The sequence below is a fragment of the Roseibium album genome (genome assembly GCF_965233825.1).
Classification (GTDB): Bacteria; Pseudomonadota; Alphaproteobacteria; order Rhizobiales; family Stappiaceae; genus Roseibium; species Roseibium album.
The window spans coordinates 1,596,748-1,616,761 of sequence record NZ_OZ247583.1; the positions used below are offsets into that span (position 1 = coordinate 1,596,748).

Below are 20,014 nucleotides of genomic sequence, written 5' to 3' on the forward strand. Positions count from 1 at the left end.
AGGCACTCTGATCGACAAAATAACCATGGGTGGTCGAAATGCGGATATTTGCGCTGAGCTTGGCGTTGTCGCTAAGCTTCATGGTCTTTCAAATTGAAAAAGTCGAAGCGGATTCCGGACTGAACGTCGTTGGAACCGGAGATGGCCTTGAAATGCTTCGGGAAATTGGCGAAGGCTTTTCTTCGCAGCATCCCGACATCGAACTTTCAATTCCCCCCAGCATCGGATCGGGTGGCGGTATCGCCGCCGTGAGCTCAGGTGCGGAGAGGCTGGGACGGGTTGCCCGTCCGCTCAAGGAAAGCGAAGTCGAGTTTGGTCTGGTTTACTTGCCGATTGCAAAAATACCGAGTGCCATATTCGCGCATCCTTCGACCGGTATCATGGCCTTGTCGAGCGAAGATCTCGTGAAAGTGTATTCTGGCAAGATCAGGAATTGGTCCGAACTCGGCGGTGCTGACTTGCGCGTCAAGCTCGTGAGGCGTGAAGACGCCGACAGTACCTTGCAGGTGTTGCGCGCTTCCATGCCTGGCTGGAATGATCTGGAATTCTCGCCGCGATCAAAGACGGCTGTCACGACGCAGGACGCGATCAATACCGCCAGAAGCGTTGAGGGCGCAATCGCTTTTGGTCCCTATTCTCGGACGTTGGAAGAAGGATTGTCCGTTCTGAAAATCGACGGTAATCATCCGACTGACGACAACTATCCGAGCGCGGTGACCCTGGCGTTGATCTACAAGGACGGAACGATGGACTCACAGATGGAGGCCTTCGTCGACTACAGCCATTCGGACAAGGCTCGCGAACTGATCGAAAATTTCGGTGGCGTTCCGACAACCAACTAGTGCTCTGAGCAAACATGATACGTCACTCGTCACTCCTCTGGAACTATACATATGGCGCTGTTTTCACAGCGCTATGTGCGTTTGCAGGTTTGATCGGGCTTGTCGCGTATCAGTTGGAAGACAGCATGGCCCGGCAGCAAACGGAGCTATTGAAGCTGTCACAATCCCGACTGCTCGAAACCCTGACCGCGGATGTGAAGCTTGCCGGAAAAAGGCTCGAGCTTCTCTTTGAAGACAGGCTTCGCCGCGTCAGTGCAATTGCCGCGGACCCCAATATCGTCAAGGCGATAGAATCGCGGAACAATGTTGCCATGTCCGAGTTGCTCGGGCCGTTGGCAGAGTTGGATGATATCGATGGCATTGTGGTTCTGGATGAAGAGGGCAGGGTCATCGGAGCGTCGTCCTACGAGGCCGATCTGGTTGCTCTCGGAGCCGGGATATCCAATTACAGCTTCATTGAAGACATCTCCCGGTCCCTGTATGAAAGTATTCCCGGCGAAGTCATCACTTTTTCAAGCGTTCTGCCAGAGACAGAATCGCAGGTTTTTGTTCCTGAAAAGAATGTGAATGCGGTTTCGCAGGTGATTTTTGTCCCGGTCTTCGACGAATTCGGATACGTGGTCGGCGGATTGCTGGCTCAACGCTGGCTTCGTGAAGAAGAACCGATGCTTGCGGGACTGACCGATATCAATTCGTTCGGTCTGGCAATCGTCTATGACGGCAAGATTATCTCCAGAGCCAGTTTCGACGGACCGCTTTCTGCGATCGAGGTCTCTCCCGAAACACCAAATATCACGCTGAACGGCAGCCACGTGATCAAGTGCGGAATGCCGATCACACCGGTCACGATCTGCGCCTTGTTGCCGATTGAGCAGTTGACGGAGACACAGAACGAACTCACCAAAATTGGCGTGGAAGAAGAAACCAAGCTTCTGAAGCGGCTGTTTCTGTTCGGTCTTCTTGCCCTTGTCGCTTTTGCAGGTGTTGCCTTTCTCCTGTCGCGCCAGATCACGCGCCCTTTGACCACGATCACCAGGGTCCTGTCGGGAATTGCCGCCGGTGACTTTGAAAACAGGGTGGTCGGCACGGAACGTCTCGACGAGGTCGGAGACATTGCCAGATCCGTTGTATCGCTTCAAAGGTCGGTCAAGGAACGCGATGCGCTACGTGTCAGGGTTCACGAGAAAAACACGATATTGAAGTCTCAGGAAGCCAAGCTCCGCGAGCAGAATGTCCTGTTCGACGCTGCGTTGAACAACATGTCGCACGGGCTGTGCATGTTCGACGCGAAAGGCAAACTGATTGTTTCAAACCAGCGATACAACGAGCTGTTCGAGCTGGATCAGGACGCGGTGAAACCGGGAATGACCGCAGCAGAAATTGCAGCGGTTCTCAAGGTTGACGTTGTTGAAACCGATGTGCCGGTAGGCGTGGAAATGAAATTTCCGCTGATGCGTTCGAAGGCTGGTCCGCAAAGCACGGAAATGGTTCGCATCGAATCCGGCAGGATCGTCCTGACGACCAGGCAACCGCTTTGCGATGGCGGCTGGGTCGCGATTTCGGAAGACATTACCGAGCGGCAGGAAGCGCGCGACAGGCTGGCATTCCTTGCGCGCCACGACATGCTGACGCAATTGCCCAACAGGATAGAATTCAGGGATCAGCTCGAGGCTTTGCTGAAGCGGCAAAAATCTCAAGGCGGTGAATTCGCAATTCTGTGCCTGGACCTGGACGAATTCAAAACGGTCAACGACTCGCTCGGTCATCCGATTGGCGACGAATTGTTGCGCCAGGTTGCCGATCGCCTGAAGGACCTGATCAGTGAGAGGGAATTGGTCGTCCGTCTGGGGGGGGACGAGTTTGCTATCCTGTCCGATCTGCCGGCTGACCTCTACGCGGTTGACGAACTCGCACAATCCGTCATCTGGGAATTGTCCAAGCCATTCAAGATTGCGGATCACGAGATCGTTATCGGTGTCAGCATCGGAATTTCCGTTTCCAAGGGCAATGACGTTGTCGGTGACGAACTGTTCAAGCAGGCCGACCTTGCGCTCTACCAGGCAAAAGAGGACGGACGCAACACCCACCGGTTCTTTGAAACGGACATGGGAACTGCAGTCAGCGAACGCAGGGAACTGATCACCGATCTGAGGCACGCGATCGCAAATTCGGAACTGGAACTCTATTTTCAGCCGCAATATTCGCTCGAAACCAATGCCGTGACAGGGTTTGAGGCGCTCGTACGCTGGAACCACCCGAAACGCGGCATGGTGCCGCCAATGGAATTCATACCTCTTGCGGAAGACACCGGTCTGATCGTTCCGCTGGGAGAATGGGTCCTGAACGAAGCCTGCCGGCGGGCGGCGAGTTGGCCCGACCATCTTCGCATAGCGGTCAATCTGTCACCGCGCCAGTTGCGGGGTCACGGCTTCGGACCGGTGCTGATTGGAGCACTTGCCAGATCCGAACTCCGGGCCGACCGGCTGGAACTCGAAGTCACCGAGAGCGTTCTTCTCATCGAGTCCGACGATATTCTGGATGCGCTGCACCAGGCCAAAGCGCTCGGTGTCAAGGTGTCGATGGACGATTTCGGGACCGGATATTCGTCGCTGAGTTACCTGCGCCGCTTCCCCTTCGACAAGATCAAGATCGATCAGTCATTTGTCCGTTCGATGGCCTATTCGGACGAGTCGGTTTCGATCGTCAAGGCGGTCATTGATCTGGCCAAGAACCTGGACATGACGACGACCGCCGAAGGTGTGGAAACCGAGTTGCTTCTGGAGATGTTGAAGGATATCGGATGCACGGACGCCCAGGGATATTTCCTCGGTCATCCGATGCCGGTTTCCCAGATGGACGATTTGCTTTTCGAATGTCAGGGACCGATAACTGCCGCAGCGCAGTAACCGCGCCCGGACAAGTTCAACCGGAACATCGCGTACCAGTTTTCAGCTGACAGGGATTCCCCTGCCAGCTTGCGACAAAGAATCAGAAAGAGATCAACTGGCGGCGGCCGTTGCAAACGGCGTTCTCGCTTTGCGCAGCAGGGCCGACGCAAGCATTTTCAGCCCGCTGCTTTCCTCCGCGACAAAAAATGGATCTGCGTAGAAGGTCGCGCCTGCCTGCCGTGCGACCTCCCGTGTTGCTTCCACGTGAGACGGGGCGCCTGCCGAATAGATGACGTGGTCTTCTGTCAGCTCGCCGAGCAGTTCACAAGGCCTGGCCGTCAAGATGGTTTCGTCATCGCCATCACTTGCGGTCAGCGTCACGGACACGCCACGGTTCCGCAGCCAGCGTATGGCGTCACGCATGTAAAGGCCGTCCTTGGTTCTGGCGCCGACGACAAGCCTGATGTCCCGCTCCGGCTGACCGAGAATCGCCGCGACCGCGATTGCCCATATGGGGGCAAACCCTGTTCCGGTCGATGTCAGGACGATTGGCTCGGGCTGTCTGCGCAGGAAGCCGTTTCCGAACGGCCCGCGCAGCTTGACGCTGTGGCCCTTGGCGATTTCGGAACCGAGCTTCGAGGAGACGACGCTGTTCGGATAGACCTTGATGTGAAAGACGATCACATCCTGTTCCGCATCGAGATTGAGCGGTGTTGTCGGACTGTAGTCTCTTGCCGGAAAACCGGAAAAGGTTGCACGCAGATATTGTCCCGGCAACCAGGTAACGGGTTTGACGGTTCTCACACGAACCTCGAGATAGTCATCCTTGATTTTCTGGATGCTCTCGACAGTTCCCTTGATGGTTTTGACGATCGGCACGGGGTCGTAGGAGATTTCGGCATCTCCTTCCAGTACCGCCAGGCACCCGAGTACGGTATTCTTCTCGTCGGTTCCCAGGGAATCGACCTGTCCGTCGAGCACGCGCACACGGCAGGTTTCGCATTGGCCCGAACAACAATCATGCGGCAGGACCAGTCTTCCTCCAAGGCCTGCGTCAATCAGTGTGTCCCCGACATTTGCCTTGATCTTTTTTCCGTTGATCGTGACGGTACAGGTGCTCTTCGACATTGGGTTTGTCCGTACTGGCCTTGGCTGTATCAGTTGAAAGTCAAGCGCACTGGGCGCGAGTGTCGCGTGTGGCGTGTTTGATTGTGATCGAAAACGGACAGCCAGACATAAAGACCGTCTTCCATGGGAAGGTCCTGGTGGTTGCCGGTGTCCATGTCGCGAATGACCTCAAGGGTCCAATAGCCGTCCTGCCATTTGGCACCGCCGTTCAGGTCTGCGCGGCTGCCAAGATATTCTCCCGTGATAAGGACACCCGGAATAACCGTTCCGACCGGAATGTCCGCGTCCTTCTCTGCTGAATACGGGACGCTTTCGGCATCGAACATCCACCATTGCGATCCGGCATCATCGGTTGCCTCGACAGACATGTCGAGATTGCCCATCAGGGCAGCCGTTCTCACATGGTCGGCAGGAAGACGCAAAACGTTCACGGTGCCCTCATAGTCGGATCCCGGTTGTTTCTTGTAATTGTAGACGTAGAACGACTTGCCTTCGTCTGCGGCATAGCCGGCACTGTAGCGCTTCTTGCCGGCAGCCTGCGCTTCATCGGGCTCAAGCGGCGTTCCGAACCACATGTCATCAACCTTGCCCAGCATGCCACCGCGGGCGGCTTTCCATTGCCAGACGTCCATCAGGCTGCCGTCGGTCGTGTAGTGCAGTCCGCGGCCGTGGAGTGCGGCCGGCTTGTCGCCGAGGGGTCTTGGTCCCATGTGTGTGGAATCGCCGCCGCCGAATGCGTCGGTTCTGGAAAAGGCGACGGAAAACTTGTCCTCGTAATACGCCGTTTCGTCGGAGATGTCGGCCCGGTTGTTGAGCATGCGCCACCCCTCTTCCGTCTTGATGATGGGGTGCCGCTTCAAGGACCGGTTGCCATCCTCCCAGCGGAATGCAAACGCAATCTGGTCGCCGACCTGGGCAGCACGGACCTCAACCGTGGACTCGCCTGTACCGTTCAAGTTGGAACCTTGATGGGTTCGCACAAAAACGGGCCGTGCTCCTTGCCAGGTCGCGTCGTCAAGCACACCATCCAGTTTGGGGAGAACCGATGCCTGGGAAACGAACAGGTCGCTGCGCGTACCGAAATCGAGAGCAACGGCACCGGCGATGACCACGCCGCCGAGGGCTGCCGACTTCAACAGCGGATAGCGGCTCATGCCCGGAAACTGACGCAGCGATTGCGGCCTGAACAGGCGAAGCAATTGAGCGACACCGCCATAGAAGTAGTGCAGCCCGACATGCGCAACGATGTAGGTCAGCACAGTAAGTGCCGAGACGTAGTGAACAGTGACCCAAAGGCCGCCATGACCTAGAAAAAGCAGAACCCCCGTCACAGAAAGAACAACAATAGCGGCGAACAGGATCCAGTAGGCGATGACGTTGATAGCCGCGATCCGCAATTTGTTGCTGGCCGGCAGCGACAGCACGACGATTTTCTTGGATGAAATGCGGCGTTTCAGCCGCGCGGCAGACATATAGGCGGCATAGGCAAAAATGAGTGCCAGTACGAAGACCGCGGACACGTAGTGCCATGTCCAGATTTCACCTTGCGGCAGGATAGGTTCGAAAAGCTTGGCAAACCAGGATCCCTCTGCATCCGAAGACAGTCTGAGCCCTGTAACCAGGCTGGTGACGATTGCGATCACCAATGTCCAGTGGAGAAGGATTGTTCCAAGGTCGCTCCGAACGGGCGCCTTCGGCGCGTCGGGTGATCCCGATGCCCTCCTGGAGCTGCTATGTCTGGAGCCCGGCGTAGTGCGGTCTTGCGAGTTCGGTGGAGGAGTGAGTTCAAGGGTGTGATCTGTCACTTGGTCCGTCAAGTTTCTCTCCACGCGTAGCGATTCAACGAAACAAAATCAGATTCTGATTCGTGCGCGAAATATTAACAGGGTTTAAATTTTCTAAGTTAAAAAAACATGATTTCATCGCAAAAATAAATAAAAAAATGAACAAATGTCAAAATATGTAAGTGTGAGTAAATTAATGAATTCATTGTGCCTGCGCAAAATTCACTAGCATGCGAATATAACTGTTAATTGTACAGCGGGTTGTGAAGCTGATTTGGCTTTTTTGTTGTCCATTTTAACATGGACTCTTTTATGCGTGTCTCATTTCCAGCTGCGCTCGTAACTAATAACAATATGACCAGTTTAACCTGTCCGGGACTGCCACGGTGGATTCTGTATTCCCCGTGTCGCTGACACGGCACTGCCGAACTGGTTCGCGAAGCCGCTCGGAACGCAATGAGGTGTGTCCGGCCTGGAGATCGTTTCTGCCCGGTCCAATGATGCGACGTCGCGTTTTTAAGATTTTGCAGGAAATGATTCAGGTCATATGCGCGTAACAATTCCCCTTTTAACATCGCTGCTGTTGAAATTGGCGTAGCGGCGAACTCATCGTTCAGGTTGTGTCAGGTGGATCAACCCGCATAAGATATAGTGCGTGTGAACAGGCGGCGCCGTGCTGCATGCCTGGCACATGCGTCGTTCACGTCTTATTCCCAAGGGGGCAACAATGCTCGTCTCCCATACCCGTATCGTCGATATTGTCGGTGACATCATCCGAATTCAGGTGTCGGCGTCGAAATCGGAGTCCGAAGGGCGGCCATGCCTGGGGGATCTCGCACTGGTTGACGCCGGGAACGGAACCACATCTCTGGCGCAAGTCATCAACATTGATGACGACATGGTTTCGCTTCAGGTGAACTCCGGCACGAAGGGGCTGGCAAACAATGCATCTGTGAGATTTTTGGGCGAACCGGCCAAGGTAACCTACTCGGACAATATTCTGGGCCGCGTTTTCGACGGTGCAGGACACCCGATAGATCAAGGTCCCGATCTGGGAAGTGACCCGACCGTTCCGATCGGCGGACCGTCGGCCAATCCCATGAAGCGCGTTCTGGCCTCCCGCATGATCCGGACCGACGTGCCCATGATCGACATCTTCAACTGCCTGGTGGAGAGCCAGAAGATCCCGATTTTTTCGGTTTCCGGTGAGCCCTACAATCCTTTTCTGGCCCGGATTGGTATCCAGGCGGATGCCGATATCGTGGTTTTTGGCGGTCTCGGACTGATATTCGACGACTATGCATTTTTCCGGAAACAATTCGAGGACGCAGGCGTCTTCCCGCGAACCGTGATGTTTATCAATCAGGCATCCGACCCGGTTGTCGAACGCCTGCAAGTCCCCGACATGGCCCTGGCGGTTGCCGAAAAATTTGCTGTTGAAGAGGGCAAGCGCGTTCTTGTGCTCATGACCGACATGACCGCATTTGCGGATGCCATGAAGGAGGTCTCCATCGCCATGGAGCGCGTCCCGGCGAACCGTGGTTATCCCGGCGATCTCTATTCCCAACTGGCGCGCCGTTATGAAAAGGCATGCGACTTCAAGGGCTCGGGCTCGGTGACCATTCTGACGGTCACAACCATGCCCGGAAATGACGTAACGCATCCGGTGCCGGACAACACCGGTTACATCACCGAAGGTCAGTTTTATCTGCACAGCGGTGTCCTTGACCCGTTCGGTTCGCTCTCGCGACTCAAGCAGCATGTCATCGGCAAGGTCACGCGTGAAGACCACAACCAGATCATGAACACCATGATACGCTTCTACTCCGGCGCTCGCGACGCGGAACAAAAGCAGTCGATGGCCTTTGAACTGTCCGGTTACGACAGGCAACTCCTCAAGTTTGGTGCCTTGTTCCGCGAGCGTTTCATGGACATCGAAGTGTCAAAACCGCTTGAAGAGGCTCTCGATCTTTGCTGGCAGACGCTTGCGGAGTGTTTCGAGCCCGCACAACTCTTGATGAAACAGGGGCTGATCGACAAGTACTATCCAAAGAAACAGACACCGCCGGAGGAAAACAGTAGCGGGGAGGCTGCCGCCTGATGGCAAAGCTTGCACTCAACAAGTCCTCACTCGCACGGGAAAGCACGCAGCTTGCGGAATATCGGCGATTTCTGCCGTCTCTGGAGCTGAAACGGCTTCAGATAACAGCGGAGCGGGCCAAGGCAAAGGAAACCCTGGCGCCGCTTGAGCAACACTATGAGCAGCGTTTTGCAGATCTTGCGGCAGCCCTGCCTATGTTGGCGAACAAGCACGTTCCGCTTGAGGGACTGGTACGGTTGAAAGGTGTCGAGCGGTCAGAGCAAAATCTTTCCGGCACTGTTTTGCCAATTCTTGGTGAAATCGATGTTGAAGTTGAGCCGTATTCCCTGCTTGCGCGTCCCCACTGGGTCGATCCGTATGTCGATGGCATGCGCGAATTGCTGCGACTGAACCTCAAGCGCGAGGTGGCGCGAGAGCGTATCGACAAGCTGATTGAAGCCGAGGCCGTGATATCGCGGCGTGTCAATCTGTTCGAGAAGGTCCTGATCCCGCGCGCTGAGCGGAACATCAAGAAAATACGGATGGCACTTGCCGACGCGGAGCGTGACGCTGTTGTGCGTGCCAAGATTTCCAAGCGTAAGACGGCTGCTCGCAGTGCCGAGGAAAGGATGGCCCGCATATGACCATCGTTCCGCTCGTAAAGGTCAGTCTTGTCGGAATTCTGAATGACAAGGAAAAGGTGCTTGAGGCTGCCCAATCCTTCGGAGTTTTTCATCTTGTACCGCTTGCCTCGGCACAAAAGGATCTGGAAGCCGTTCCGCCCGGACTGGGACGCGAGGCCGTCGAGGCGCTGCGCTGGCTGGTGGACTGTGCCACCCAACGCCGCCCGGTGACCGTTCCTGACGAGTTCGATCTTGAAAAAGTTGTCGATGCCACACTGAAAAACAGGAAGGCGTTGAAGGAATGCCGGGACCGGCTCGCCCAACTGGACAATCGAATCCAGGATGTTGAGCCCTGGGGTGAATTCAGTTTCTCCGAATTGGCGGAAGTCGGTGACAATAGATTGTGGTTCTATGTTGTCCCCTCAGGGAAACTGAAGCTGATCGACCCTTCAGACAAGATCATCGAGATTGTGCATCAGGACAAGTACCGCAGCTATATCGTACTCCTGTCACCCGAAGAACCGCCTGTGAATTCCATGCCCGTTCCACGGGTTCATTTTGGTGCCTTGTCACTCTCCGAACTCAGACGGCGATCCGAGCAGTCGGCAATAGAACTCGAAGAGCTGGAGTTGGAGCGCCAGTCCCTGACGAAATGGCGCTATGTCCTGGCACAGAACCTGGCTGCCGCGCGTGACAGATCCGCGCGCAACCGCGCAGCGCTGGAAACCGCGGACAAAGAGCGGGTTTTTGTACTTCAGGCCTGGGCCAGACGGGATCTGGTCAACGAGATACGGGACCTTGCCACCGACCTCGGTATTGCCGCCGTGTTCGACGAGATTACGGACAAGGACAAGCCGCCGACACTCCTGGAAAACACACATGCATTGGAAGGCGGCGAAAACCTGGTGGAATTCTATCAGACGCCCGGTTACCGGGACTGGGACCCGTCTGCCATCGTCTACGTGTCCTTCATCATCTTTTTCGGCATGATCATGACGGACGCGGGCTACGGTTTGCTGCTTCTGCTGGTCCTGTTCCTGTTTCGCAAGCGTTTCGCCGGATCTGAGCTTGGCAAACGCATGTTGCGAATGTCGACCTGGCTGATGATTTCGACCGCAGCCTTCGGTGTGGCCACCGGCAGCTACTTCGGTGTCACACCACCTGAAGGAAGCTTTCTGGCGCATCTGAAGATACTTGATCTCAAGGATGTGCAGACAATGATGAAAATCACGCTGACGATTGGCGTGGTCCACATTGTTCTCGCCAATCTCATGCGGGCTGTCCACGAGAAGACACCAAGCGGCAGGTTCCAGCCGGTCGGCTGGTCGCTTGTTGCGCTCGGAGGGCTGTCGACATTCCTGGGTCAGGGTACCTTTTTTGCATCTGTCGGTCCGGCGTGTGTCGTTGCCGGCCTGCTTGTCGTCGGTTTTTTCGGCAGTGACCGGAAGGTCGATTCCGTCAAGGCCGGCGGACTTCGGATTTTCGACGGCTTCACGGCGCTGGCCAGGATCGTCAACATCTTTTCCGATGTCCTGAGTTACATGCGTCTGTTTGCGCTGGGACTAGCCGCGGCATCGCTTGCAGAAACCATCAATTCGCTTTCCGGACAGCTCAACCAGTCTGTTCCCGGTATCGGAATTCTGATTGCCATTCTCGTTCTGGCAATCGGGCACGCCATAAATATCGGGCTCGGTCTGATTGCAGGTTGCGTCCATGGATTGCGGCTGAACGTTATTGAATTTTTCAATTGGGGTTTGAAAGACGAGGGCACGCCCTTCCGTCCGTTCAAGAAAGAGGAGACACGCCTGTGAACGAATTCGTTGTGGCTCTCGGTTGGTTTGGGCTTTACGCACCGGTTGCTCTGGGTGCGATCGGCAGCGCATGGGGCTGTGCGCTGGGTGGCAGTGCCGCGATTGGCGCCATGCTCGACAGTGAAGGCGGCTACGGTCGCTTTATCGGTGTTTCGCTCATGCCGTCCTCGCAGGTGATCTACGGCATCGTGATCATGTTCTCGCTTCAGCAATCGAGCATTGACGCCGCCAATGGCGCAGCGCTCTTCGGCATCGGCGTACTGTCCGGCTTCACCATGCTCTTTACCGGCATCCGTCAGGGCGAGGTTCTTGCTTCCGCTATTCATGCATCCAAGGCCAAGCCGGAGATTTTCGGCATTTCGCTGGCCCCGGCCGCGGTGCTCGAGGGTTTTTCCGTGTTCGCGTTGGTTTTCGCGCTGGTTCTTGCCGGCTCGATCCCGAGTTAGAGCCCAATTGACGGAAACGGAGGCAGTTATGTCCAAGAACAGTGGCTCGACAGATCTGGAAAATGCAGCTGGCGCCGGGGTCCAGGCCCTGATTGACCGGCTGAAGTCCGAGGGCGTATCGGCGGGCCAGTCGGAAGGCGACGAAATCCTTGCCAAGGCAAAGACCAGGGCAGAGGCCATCGTCTCGGAGGCGCAGAAAAAAGCAGACGCATTGCTGGCCGAGGCGAGGGCGGAAGCAGCCAGGGAGAAGGCCGCGACGGAGGACGGGCTGAAGGTCGCTGCAAGGGACCTGGTGCTCAGTCTGCGAAACGAACTTGGTGACCGGATACAACAGGAGGCCGGGCGCCTTGTGGGCACCACGCTCGGAGATGAGCAGTTCCTGCAAAAACTCATTCTGGCGATGGCAGGCAACGCGAAGGAAAATGCTTCGGTGAGCAACACCGAACCAATGGAAATTGTGCTTCCGGAAAAGGTCGTCACCTTCGAGGAACTGAAACAGTCTCCCGAAGCGGTAGAACCGGGAACGCTGACGCATTTCGTGATTGCCCTGGCGGGCGAGGCGCTGCGCGGCGGTGTAACCTTTTCAACCGCACCGGGGTTCGCCGGAATCAAGGTGAAGCTGACCGACAGGGACGTTTCCATCGATCTGACAGAAGAAGCCGTCGCGACTTTGCTCAAGCGCCACCTGCAGCCACGCCTGCGGGCCGTGATGGAAGGGGTCCTAAGGTAGCCATGTCGCAACCGCACCAATATATCGCACTTGTCACCAGTCTTCCCGATCTGGGCAAACTGTTCACGCGCAAAAGCGTGCCGATCTCCGAGTTCCGGTTGAAGCAGCGCATGTCGATGTTGGAAGCGGAGCACACAGGGCTCTTGCAGGAACTGGTGGAAATAACTGCCTGGGCAGGCGTCGCCAAATACGACCAGGACCTTGAGGTGATCCGTCGCGCGAACCAGGTGGTCAATGATTTGAAGGACTATCCGGATCTGCAGCATCTTGTAGGAACGCGCATGGAAACCCGCACCCTGATCGCGGCTCTTCGCCGGAGGCGTGATGGCCAGGAAACAGCCGGTGACATTGCTTCCTGGGGCTATGGTCGCTGGTGCGGCCGGATCAAGGCCAACTGGAGCGATCCCGCGTTTGGCCTCGGGCATTTCATGCCGTGGATCTCGGAAGCGCATCGCTTCCTGCAGGCGGGCGATCACATCGGCATGGAACGTTTGACCCTGACCCAGGTTTTTCGCCAACTGGACCACTTCGGCGCGCTGCACGAGTTCGATTTCGAAGCCGTCGCGATCTACGTATTGCGCTGGGTTATTGTCGAACGTTGGTCACGTTACAACGAAGACGACGCAAGGGACCGACTTGCGACCCTTGTTGAGGCAGCGCTGGGCAACGGTTCTCCATCCGGCATCGACCCTGCCGTCACAGAATTTCCGACAGACAACTCATTCGCGTTTGAGGGAGCCACCTCGTGACCAGCCATGTTCAGCTTCCCGAACCGACTGCCGAGATCATTGCAGTCCAGGATGACCTCGTCACGCTTGCTCCGCTCGAGAACGCGCCGTTGATCAAGAACGAAGTCGTCTACATCATTCCGCACGGGCCGGAGCGGGAGGGAAAACCACGCGAATATCTGAAGGCCGAGGTGCTCCGAGTGCGCGGCAAGTCGGCCGAAGCGCAGGTCTTCGAAAGCACCGCCGGTGTGAGGGTCGGTGACAAGGTAATCCAGAGCGGTGAAATGCTGTCCGTCGCGCTCGGACCGGGATTGCTCAGCACGGTGTTCGATGGATTGCAGAACCCGCTTGCGGACATTGCGGCAGAGCACGGATTTTTCCTGCCAAGAGGTGTTCTGACCAACGCGCTGGACCAGAAGCGGAAATGGGCCTTTGAACCCAAGGTCAAGGCCGGCGATCCCGTGATGGCGGGCGATACACTCGGGACGGTCCCCGAGGGCCGTTTCGAGCACAAGGTGATGGCGCCGTTCACCCTGACCGGCAGTTGGTCGGTTGAACGGGTGCGCGAAGGAACGTTCACAATCAACGAGGTCGTCATCACGCTCAGGAACGACAGGGACGAGACACGTGATCTGACCATGGTACAGCACTGGCCGGTTCGCCGGGCCATACCGGAGGGCCTTGTCAGGTCCGGGCAGAGCGAACGGCTTTATCCGCGCGAACCTCTCATCACCACACTACGTCTGATCGATACGTTCTTTCCGATTGCGCGCGGCGGCATGGGTTGCATCCCGGGACCGTTCGGTGCCGGCAAGACCGTTCTGCAGTCGCTGATTTCCCGCTTTTCGGCGGTGAACATCGTGATCGTGGTCGCTTGCGGCGAACGTGCCGGGGAAGTGGTCGAGACCATCACGGAATTTCCGCATCAGCCGGACCCGTCAGGTGACGGCACGTTGATGGACCGCACGGTGATTATCTGCAACACGTCTTCCATGCCTGTGGCCGCCCGGGAAGCGTCGATCTACACCGGGATCACACTCGGCGAATATTACCGTCAGATGGGGTATGACGTGCTTCTGATTGCCGACAGCACGTCGCGCTGGGCGCAGGCAATGCGTGAAACGTCCGGCCGTCTTGAAGAGATCCCGGGAGAAGAGGCATTCCCGGCTTATCTCGACTCTGCCATCAAGGGAATTTATGAGCGCGCGGGTGTCCTGAAGACCGCAACCGGTGACACCGGCAGTCTCACGATGATCGGAACGGTTTCACCCGCGGGCGGCAATTTTGAGGAACCTGTCACCCAGTCCACGCTTGGCACCGTCAAGACCTTCCTTGGTCTGTCGTCCGAGCGCGCCTACAAGCGGTTTTATCCGGCGGTCGACCCCTTGCTGTCCTGGTCCAGATACCAAGGCCAACTCGGAGATTGGTACCGGGAAAACATCGGCCCGGACTGGGTGCCGCGTGTTGAGGAGATGATCGAATTGTTGCGCAAGGGCGACGAGATCACCCGAATGATGCAGGTCACCGGGGAGGAGGGCATATCAACCGAGGATTTCGTGCTTCAGCAAAAAGCGCTGTTCCTGGACATGGTCTATCTGCAGCAGGATGCCTTCGACGACGTCGACGTTTCCGCTCCACTGACACGCCAGCAGGAAACCTTCGACCTCGTCTACAGGATCGCGACGACCGAATTCGCCTTCGAGGACAAGGATGCCGTCCGGACGTTCTTCACCGAACAGACATCAACGTTCAAGAACCTCAACTACTCGGCGGACGGGAGCAATGAACGCAAGGACCTGTTGGAGAAGATCAACCGGAACCTGCATGCTGCGCCGACTCGCATGAATCAGACCTGACTTGGCAATTTCACAAGTGTCACAGAAGGTAGAGCGTCAGGTCCTGGTACATTGACTTGTTGAAAGTCGCATGAACCAGGAAGTCCGGTCTATCGATTCTGACGATTGTGACGGGAGCTTTGCTGAAACGCAGGGGGCGAGGGCATTGTTCTTGCTTTGAACGGATCGCGACTGTCGGACTCAAATTCAATAGCTGTGGTCGGACGCCCTGGAACAATTTCTCCACGTGTTGGAGAATATTGAAATTAGGTACTTCTTCACCGCCGAGACGTGTTTTGAAAGGCAATTTTGATGCACAATGAGCAACCAAATGGCCCGTGATCAAAAAATAACCTTGACCGGTGATGCAGCACCTTTCTAGATTTTCTTGACCATTTGGTCAGCACGTGGACACTCAGAAGGCAGAATGCCCGGTGTCCATATGGAGATCAATGTGCTGCGTCCCATTGAAACGGTTGCGAATCGCATGATGATTGGGTCTGCAGCGAACAAAAAAACCAGAGAAGGACCCCGCTGATCGAGTCGGGTCCATAACCAGTAGGGGAATGGCAATGAAGACACTTAAAAGTCTTGCACTTGTATCTGTGATGGGAGCGGGTCTGATTTCCGGAGCAGCCCAGGCTGCCGATGAACTGACACTTCAGCTGAAATGGGTCACACAGGGCCAGTTTGCCGGTTACTACGTCGCAAAGGACAAGGGTTTTTACGAAGAAGAAGACCTTGATGTGACGATCAAGCCGGGTGGACCTGACATTGCACCTCCACAGGTGATTGCTGGCGGCGGTGCCGACGTGATCATCGACTGGATGCCGTCTGCCCTGGCATCACGCGAAAAGGGCGTGCCGCTTGTCAACATCGCACAGCCGTTCAAGAAGTCCGGCATGATGCTGACCTGCCGCAAGGACACCGGTATTTCGTCGCCGGAAGACTTCAAGGGCAAGACGCTCGGTGTCTGGTTCTTCGGAAACGAATATCCTTTCCTGTCCTGGATGAGCCAGCTCGGGATTCCGACTGACGGAAGCGACGGTGGTGTCACGGTTCTGAAACAGGGCTTCAACGTTGACCCGATTCTGCAAAAGCAGGCCGACTGCATTTCCACGATGACCTACAACGAATACTGGCAGGTCATTGATGCGGGGATCCCCGCTGACGAACTGGTCGTCTTCAAGTATGAAGACCAGGGTGTCGCGACACTGGAAGACGGACTTTATGTCCTCGATGAAAGCCTGAACGATCCTGCGATGGTCGACAAGCTTGCCCGGTTCGTGCGTGCGTCGATGAAGGGATGGGCCTACGCCGCCGAAAATCCGGAAGAAGCTGCTGAAATCGTTCTGGAAAACGACGCCACAGGCGCCCAGACCGAAAAACATCAGGTCCGGATGGTCGGGGAAATCGTCAAGCTGGTTGACGGATCTGACGGCAAGCTCGACATGAGTGCCTATGACCGTACCGTGAAGTCGCTGCTGGCCGGTGGCTCCGACCCGGTCATCACGAAGGAACCGGAAGGTGCAACGTCGACAGCCGTGACCGACAAGCTCTGACCCTGGGTCGGGCATGAAGCAATGCGTGAAAAGGCCGCCCGATGAGGCGGCCTTTTTTGTGTTTTACTAGACGGGTGTTCGAATTCGGGACATGGCCGCGAACTGAACTGCCAGGGCATTGCTGATGACAAAGAAAGCCGTCGTTCTTGGAGCCTATGGGTTCATTGGTGCTGCTTGCGTACGTGCTTTGCAGCAGGAAGGATTTTCGGTATGCGGGGTCGGGCGTTCGCTCAGTACAGCACAAAAAATTCTCCCCGATCTCGTTTGGATAATCCGTGACATCGCCACGGCGACAGTGAGCGACTGGCAAGATATTTTTTCTGAAGCGGACATCGTTGTGAACGCATCGGGAGCGCTTCAGGACGGAACGCGTGACAATCTGACGGCGATCCACGAAACGGCGGTCGTCGCCATGTGCGAGGCGCTTGAGGGAACCAGGACGAAATTCATCCAGATTTCCGCAGCGGGCGTGTCGGATCAGGCGCCGACCGAGTTCTTTCGCAGCAAAGCCAGGGGCGATGCCAGGGTTATGTCCTCCCGGCTGGACTGGGTTGTCTTGCGGCCGGTACTGGTATTCGGGGCGCAAGCCTATGGGGGAACCGCCCTTTTGAGAGCTGCCGCTGCCTTTCCCCTGGTCGGGCCGAAGATTTACCCGGATGCGCAGGTCCAGACGATCCACGTAGATGACCTGGCAAAAGCTGTTGTGCAGGTGGCCCAGGGCGAACTTGGAGGCTGCTTTGTAGCTGAGCTTGCCGAGGAGGGGCGGCAATCATTTCCCGACTTGACCGCCAAATTGCGCACCTGGCTTGGGTATCCCGCCTGGTCAACCCAGGTCGCAATCCCGGGATGGATGTTGACCTTGTCGGGACGGTGCGCGGACGCTCTCGGCTGGCTGGGCTGGCGCTCACCGCTCAGGACCAATGCGCTTTTATCGCTCGAATCCGGAATAACAGGCGATCCGGAAATCTGGAAAAGCCTGGGCGGAGTGTCGCTCAGGACCCTCGGTGAATCACTGGCACAAATGCCCGCGACCGTGCAGGAACGCAGTTTCGCGCGGCTTTATCTGATGCTCCCGCTGGCGATTGGATGCCTGTCATTGTTCTGGCTTCTGTCAGGTGTTTTTGGATTGATTTCATTTAGTGCTGCCAAGGCCGTGCTTACCGGCCAGGGTGTGTCCGGCGGATTTGCCGGGTCCGCGGTCCTCGGTGGGTCGATGGCGGACCTGATGCTCGGTGTCGCGGTGCTCTTCCGGCGTTGGACGAAAACTGCCTGTCTGGGAATGATTGCGGTTTCCGCAGGTTACCTTGCAGCCGGCACGTTGCTGACACCGCATCTTTGGGCCGATCCCTTGGGGGTGTTTGTCAAGGTTCTGCCATCAATGGTGCTCGCGCTCCTTGTCACGCTGGTTCTGGAGGATCGCTGATGTGGTACGAGATCCTTCGATTTGCGCATGTGATTGGCGCTTGTGTTCTGTTGGGTACGGGGGCTGGCATCGCATTTTTCATGGTCATGTCAAACCGGACGCAAGATCCTGTCCTGATTGCGCATGTTGCAGGCATCGTCGTCCTGGCCGATACGGTCTTCACGGCAACCGCGGCGGTCTTTCAGCCGATAACGGGCTACATGTTGACGCGTGAAGTCGGCTGGCCGCTCCTGGAGGGGTGGGTCCTGGTTTCCCTTTGCCTTTACGTGATCGTCGGATTGTTCTGGCTTCCTGTGGTCTGGATCCAGATCAGACTGCGTCGGCTGGCGAAACGTGCCGCACTTGCAGGCGAGGAGCTTCCGGCGGAATACCAGAGGCTCTACCGGATCTGGTTCGTCTGCGGTTTTCCGGCTTTCATAGCGGTCCTTGCCATCGTCTGGCTGATGCTGACGCGTCCCGATCTTTCGCTTTAGCCTGAAGGAACGAAGTCAGTCGGGAGTCTTTCGCATCAGGATCCAGATCATCGCTCCTATGAAAGCGAATGTGCCAAGGTTCAGCAGCGTATCAACCGGGTCACCGATCAGCATGGGAGGTCTCCTTCCTGCTGTCCTGCAGCAGTGCCTTGGTCAGGCATGTCATCAGCAACACGGTAATAAATACAAACGGCAAGGCACCGAGCGCGATCAGTGTCTTGACCGCGTTCATCGAGCCCGACAGGATCATTGCAGCTCCCAGCATGCCCAGCAGGCCGCCCCAGATGACCCGGACCTTTGCGCTTGGGTCCGGGTTGCCGCCGGTGGAGAAAGTTCCGAGCACGAAGGCGGCGCTGACGACACTGGTGACGATAAACAGAAACGCCGCGGCAATCGTCGCGAGGGTCGTGAGCGTGGCGAACGGTAACCGGTCGAGCAATGCGAAGGTCATGCGCTCCACGTTGGTCTGTGTCAGGGCCAGAAGTTCGCCTTGACCGTTGATCGCTTCGTAGAGACCAACGCCACCGAATGCTCCAAACCAGATGGTCGAAAACAGCGTTGGGCCGATCAGCACGCCCAGGACAAACTCACGGATCGTGCGTCCTTTTGAAATCCGGGCGACAAACACGCCGACAAATGGCCCCCAGGCGATCCACCAGACCATATAGGTCAGCGTCCAGTCCCGGAACCACTGATTGGTTTCGTCACCGTAGAACGTAAAGGTCTGCAGGCCGCGCGGTATCACTTGCGAAATGTAGGTGCCGATCCCGCCGATGATGGAATTCAGCAGAAATTCCGATGGACCGAGGATGATGGTGTAGGCGACCAGAGCGATGGCAAGGGCCATCGCGATATTGGACAGCCGTGCCATCCCGCTGCCGAGGTCGACGAGCAGCGGTGGTATGTAGGCGGCAACCATGACAAGAAAGACGCCCCCGACCAGATAACCGGACGTTGTTTCACCACCGAACAGCACGGTAACACCGTCGGCTACCTGAAACACGCCCATGGCGACGGAACCGCCAACGCCGATGGCAATGGCTGCAATCGCCATGAAATCGGAAAACCAGCCAACCATGCTGGCCCAGCGTTCACCCGGGAACAGGTTCTTGACCGGCGCACTGACCAGCATCGGCGTTCCACGCCGGAAACTGAAATAGGCGATTGTAAGTGCTGTTGTGCCGTAGATCGCCCAGGCATGAATGCCCCAGTTGAAATTGGCCGCAAGCAGTGCTTGCTCCGCAGCGATCGGCGTCGGAATGTGCTCCTGGGCGACGTAAAAATGGGTGAGCGGTTCGGCAACGGCCCAGAAGAGGAGACCGACACCCATGCCCGCAGCAAAGAGCATGGCGATCCATGTGGGTGTTGAATACTCCGGACGGTCCGTGTCCGCACCAAGGCGGATGTCTCCGAACCGTGTCAATGTCAGGCCCAGGCAGAACAGCAGCATGATTGTGACCGACAACATCACGAACCAGCCGCGGCTGACGAAATACTGGTCGACAATTGTCTTTGCGATACTCTGCAAGCTGGCTGGATCGACCACACCCCAAATGCCGATGATCGCGCATAGGCCGATCGATGCTGCCAGAAGCAGACGGGAATCCTGCATGTGAGCCCACCTCGTGTCCGTGTCTGTTCACGCTAACGACATGGCAGGC

Annotated in this window: 15 protein-coding genes; 12 read left to right on the forward strand and 3 right to left on the reverse strand. The window is 56.7% G+C overall.

Going from position 1 to position 20,014, the window contains the following annotated elements; genetic code table 11:
• The first annotated feature begins 38 nt into the window (after positions 1-38).
• Together ACO6TI_RS07470 and ACO6TI_RS07475 are read left to right on the forward strand one after the other, a co-directional pair.
• A complete protein-coding gene (locus ACO6TI_RS07470) occupies positions 39-842 on the forward strand; it encodes a PstS family phosphate ABC transporter substrate-binding protein (RefSeq protein WP_055391576.1) in 804 nt (267 codons plus the stop codon).
• Positions 843-856: 14 nt separating this feature from the next.
• Positions 857-3,748 (forward strand): EAL domain-containing protein, encoded by a 2,892-nt coding sequence (locus ACO6TI_RS07475; protein WP_104704386.1) that lies wholly within the window; start codon positions 857-859, stop codon positions 3,746-3,748.
• Between the two features lie 93 nt (positions 3,749-3,841).
• Here ACO6TI_RS07475 and ACO6TI_RS07480 read toward each other — a convergent pair whose 3' ends face one another.
• Both ACO6TI_RS07480 and ACO6TI_RS07485 read right to left on the reverse strand, forming a co-directional pair.
• Complete coding sequence (locus tag ACO6TI_RS07480) at positions 3,842-4,858, reverse strand: 2Fe-2S iron-sulfur cluster-binding protein (RefSeq protein WP_055391528.1); 1,017 nt, start codon at positions 4,856-4,858, stop codon at positions 3,842-3,844.
• A gap of 29 nt (positions 4,859-4,887) precedes the next feature.
• Complete coding sequence (locus tag ACO6TI_RS07485) at positions 4,888-6,675, reverse strand: ethylbenzene dehydrogenase-related protein (RefSeq protein ID WP_422384657.1); 1,788 nt, start codon at positions 6,673-6,675, stop codon at positions 4,888-4,890.
• 694 nt (positions 6,676-7,369) lie between these two features.
• Here ACO6TI_RS07485 and ACO6TI_RS07490 point away from each other — a divergent pair.
• From ACO6TI_RS07490 to ACO6TI_RS07535, 10 genes are all read left to right on the forward strand, one after another.
• Positions 7,370-8,743, forward strand: a complete 1,374-nt coding sequence (locus tag ACO6TI_RS07490) for a V-type ATP synthase subunit B (RefSeq protein ID WP_422384658.1) — start codon at positions 7,370-7,372, stop codon at positions 8,741-8,743.
• On the forward strand, positions 8,743-9,366 hold the full coding sequence (locus tag ACO6TI_RS07495; RefSeq protein WP_422384659.1) for a V-type ATP synthase subunit D: 624 nt from the start codon (positions 8,743-8,745) through the stop codon (positions 9,364-9,366). Before ACO6TI_RS07490 ends, ACO6TI_RS07495 begins: the two co-directional genes overlap by 1 nt.
• Positions 9,363-11,156: a V-type ATP synthase subunit I gene (locus ACO6TI_RS07500; RefSeq protein WP_422384660.1), complete on the forward strand. Its 1,794-nt coding sequence runs from the start codon at positions 9,363-9,365 to the stop codon at positions 11,154-11,156. Before ACO6TI_RS07495 ends, ACO6TI_RS07500 begins: the two co-directional genes overlap by 4 nt.
• Positions 11,153-11,602, forward strand: a complete 450-nt coding sequence (locus ACO6TI_RS07505) for an ATP synthase subunit C (RefSeq protein WP_029063495.1) — start codon at positions 11,153-11,155, stop codon at positions 11,600-11,602. The genes ACO6TI_RS07500 and ACO6TI_RS07505 overlap by 4 nt, the downstream gene beginning before the upstream one ends.
• A 28-nt stretch (positions 11,603-11,630) precedes the next feature.
• Positions 11,631-12,332 carry a hypothetical protein gene (locus tag ACO6TI_RS07510; RefSeq protein ID WP_104704392.1) on the forward strand — a complete coding sequence of 234 codons (702 nt, stop codon included), beginning with the start codon at positions 11,631-11,633 and terminating at the stop codon, positions 12,330-12,332.
• Positions 12,333-12,334: 2 nt separating this feature from the next.
• Complete coding sequence (locus tag ACO6TI_RS07515) at positions 12,335-13,081, forward strand: hypothetical protein (RefSeq protein ID WP_196878094.1); 747 nt, start codon at positions 12,335-12,337, stop codon at positions 13,079-13,081.
• Positions 13,078-14,916 carry a V-type ATP synthase subunit A gene (locus ACO6TI_RS07520; protein WP_196896672.1) on the forward strand — a complete coding sequence of 613 codons (1,839 nt, stop codon included), beginning with the start codon at positions 13,078-13,080 and terminating at the stop codon, positions 14,914-14,916. Before ACO6TI_RS07515 ends, ACO6TI_RS07520 begins: the two co-directional genes overlap by 4 nt.
• Before the next feature lie 551 nt (positions 14,917-15,467).
• Entirely contained in the window at positions 15,468-16,457 is a 990-nt protein-coding gene (locus ACO6TI_RS07525) for an ABC transporter substrate-binding protein (RefSeq protein WP_055391574.1), read from the forward strand.
• Between the two features lie 124 nt (positions 16,458-16,581).
• The gene (locus ACO6TI_RS07530; RefSeq protein WP_422384661.1) at positions 16,582-17,880 is read left to right on the forward strand and encodes an SDR family oxidoreductase; all 1,299 of its coding nucleotides are present in this window, start codon (positions 16,582-16,584) and stop codon (positions 17,878-17,880) included.
• Positions 17,880-18,353 carry a DUF2269 family protein gene (locus ACO6TI_RS07535; RefSeq protein ID WP_281930361.1) on the forward strand — a complete coding sequence of 158 codons (474 nt, stop codon included), beginning with the start codon at positions 17,880-17,882 and terminating at the stop codon, positions 18,351-18,353. The genes ACO6TI_RS07530 and ACO6TI_RS07535 overlap by 1 nt, the downstream gene beginning before the upstream one ends.
• A 100-nt stretch (positions 18,354-18,453) precedes the next feature.
• Here the strand turns inward: ACO6TI_RS07535 and ACO6TI_RS07540 are convergent, their stop codons facing one another.
• On the reverse strand, positions 18,454-19,965 hold the full coding sequence (locus ACO6TI_RS07540; RefSeq protein WP_197000122.1) for a BCCT family transporter: 1,512 nt from the start codon (positions 19,963-19,965) through the stop codon (positions 18,454-18,456).
• Between the last annotated feature and the right edge of the window lie 49 nt (positions 19,966-20,014).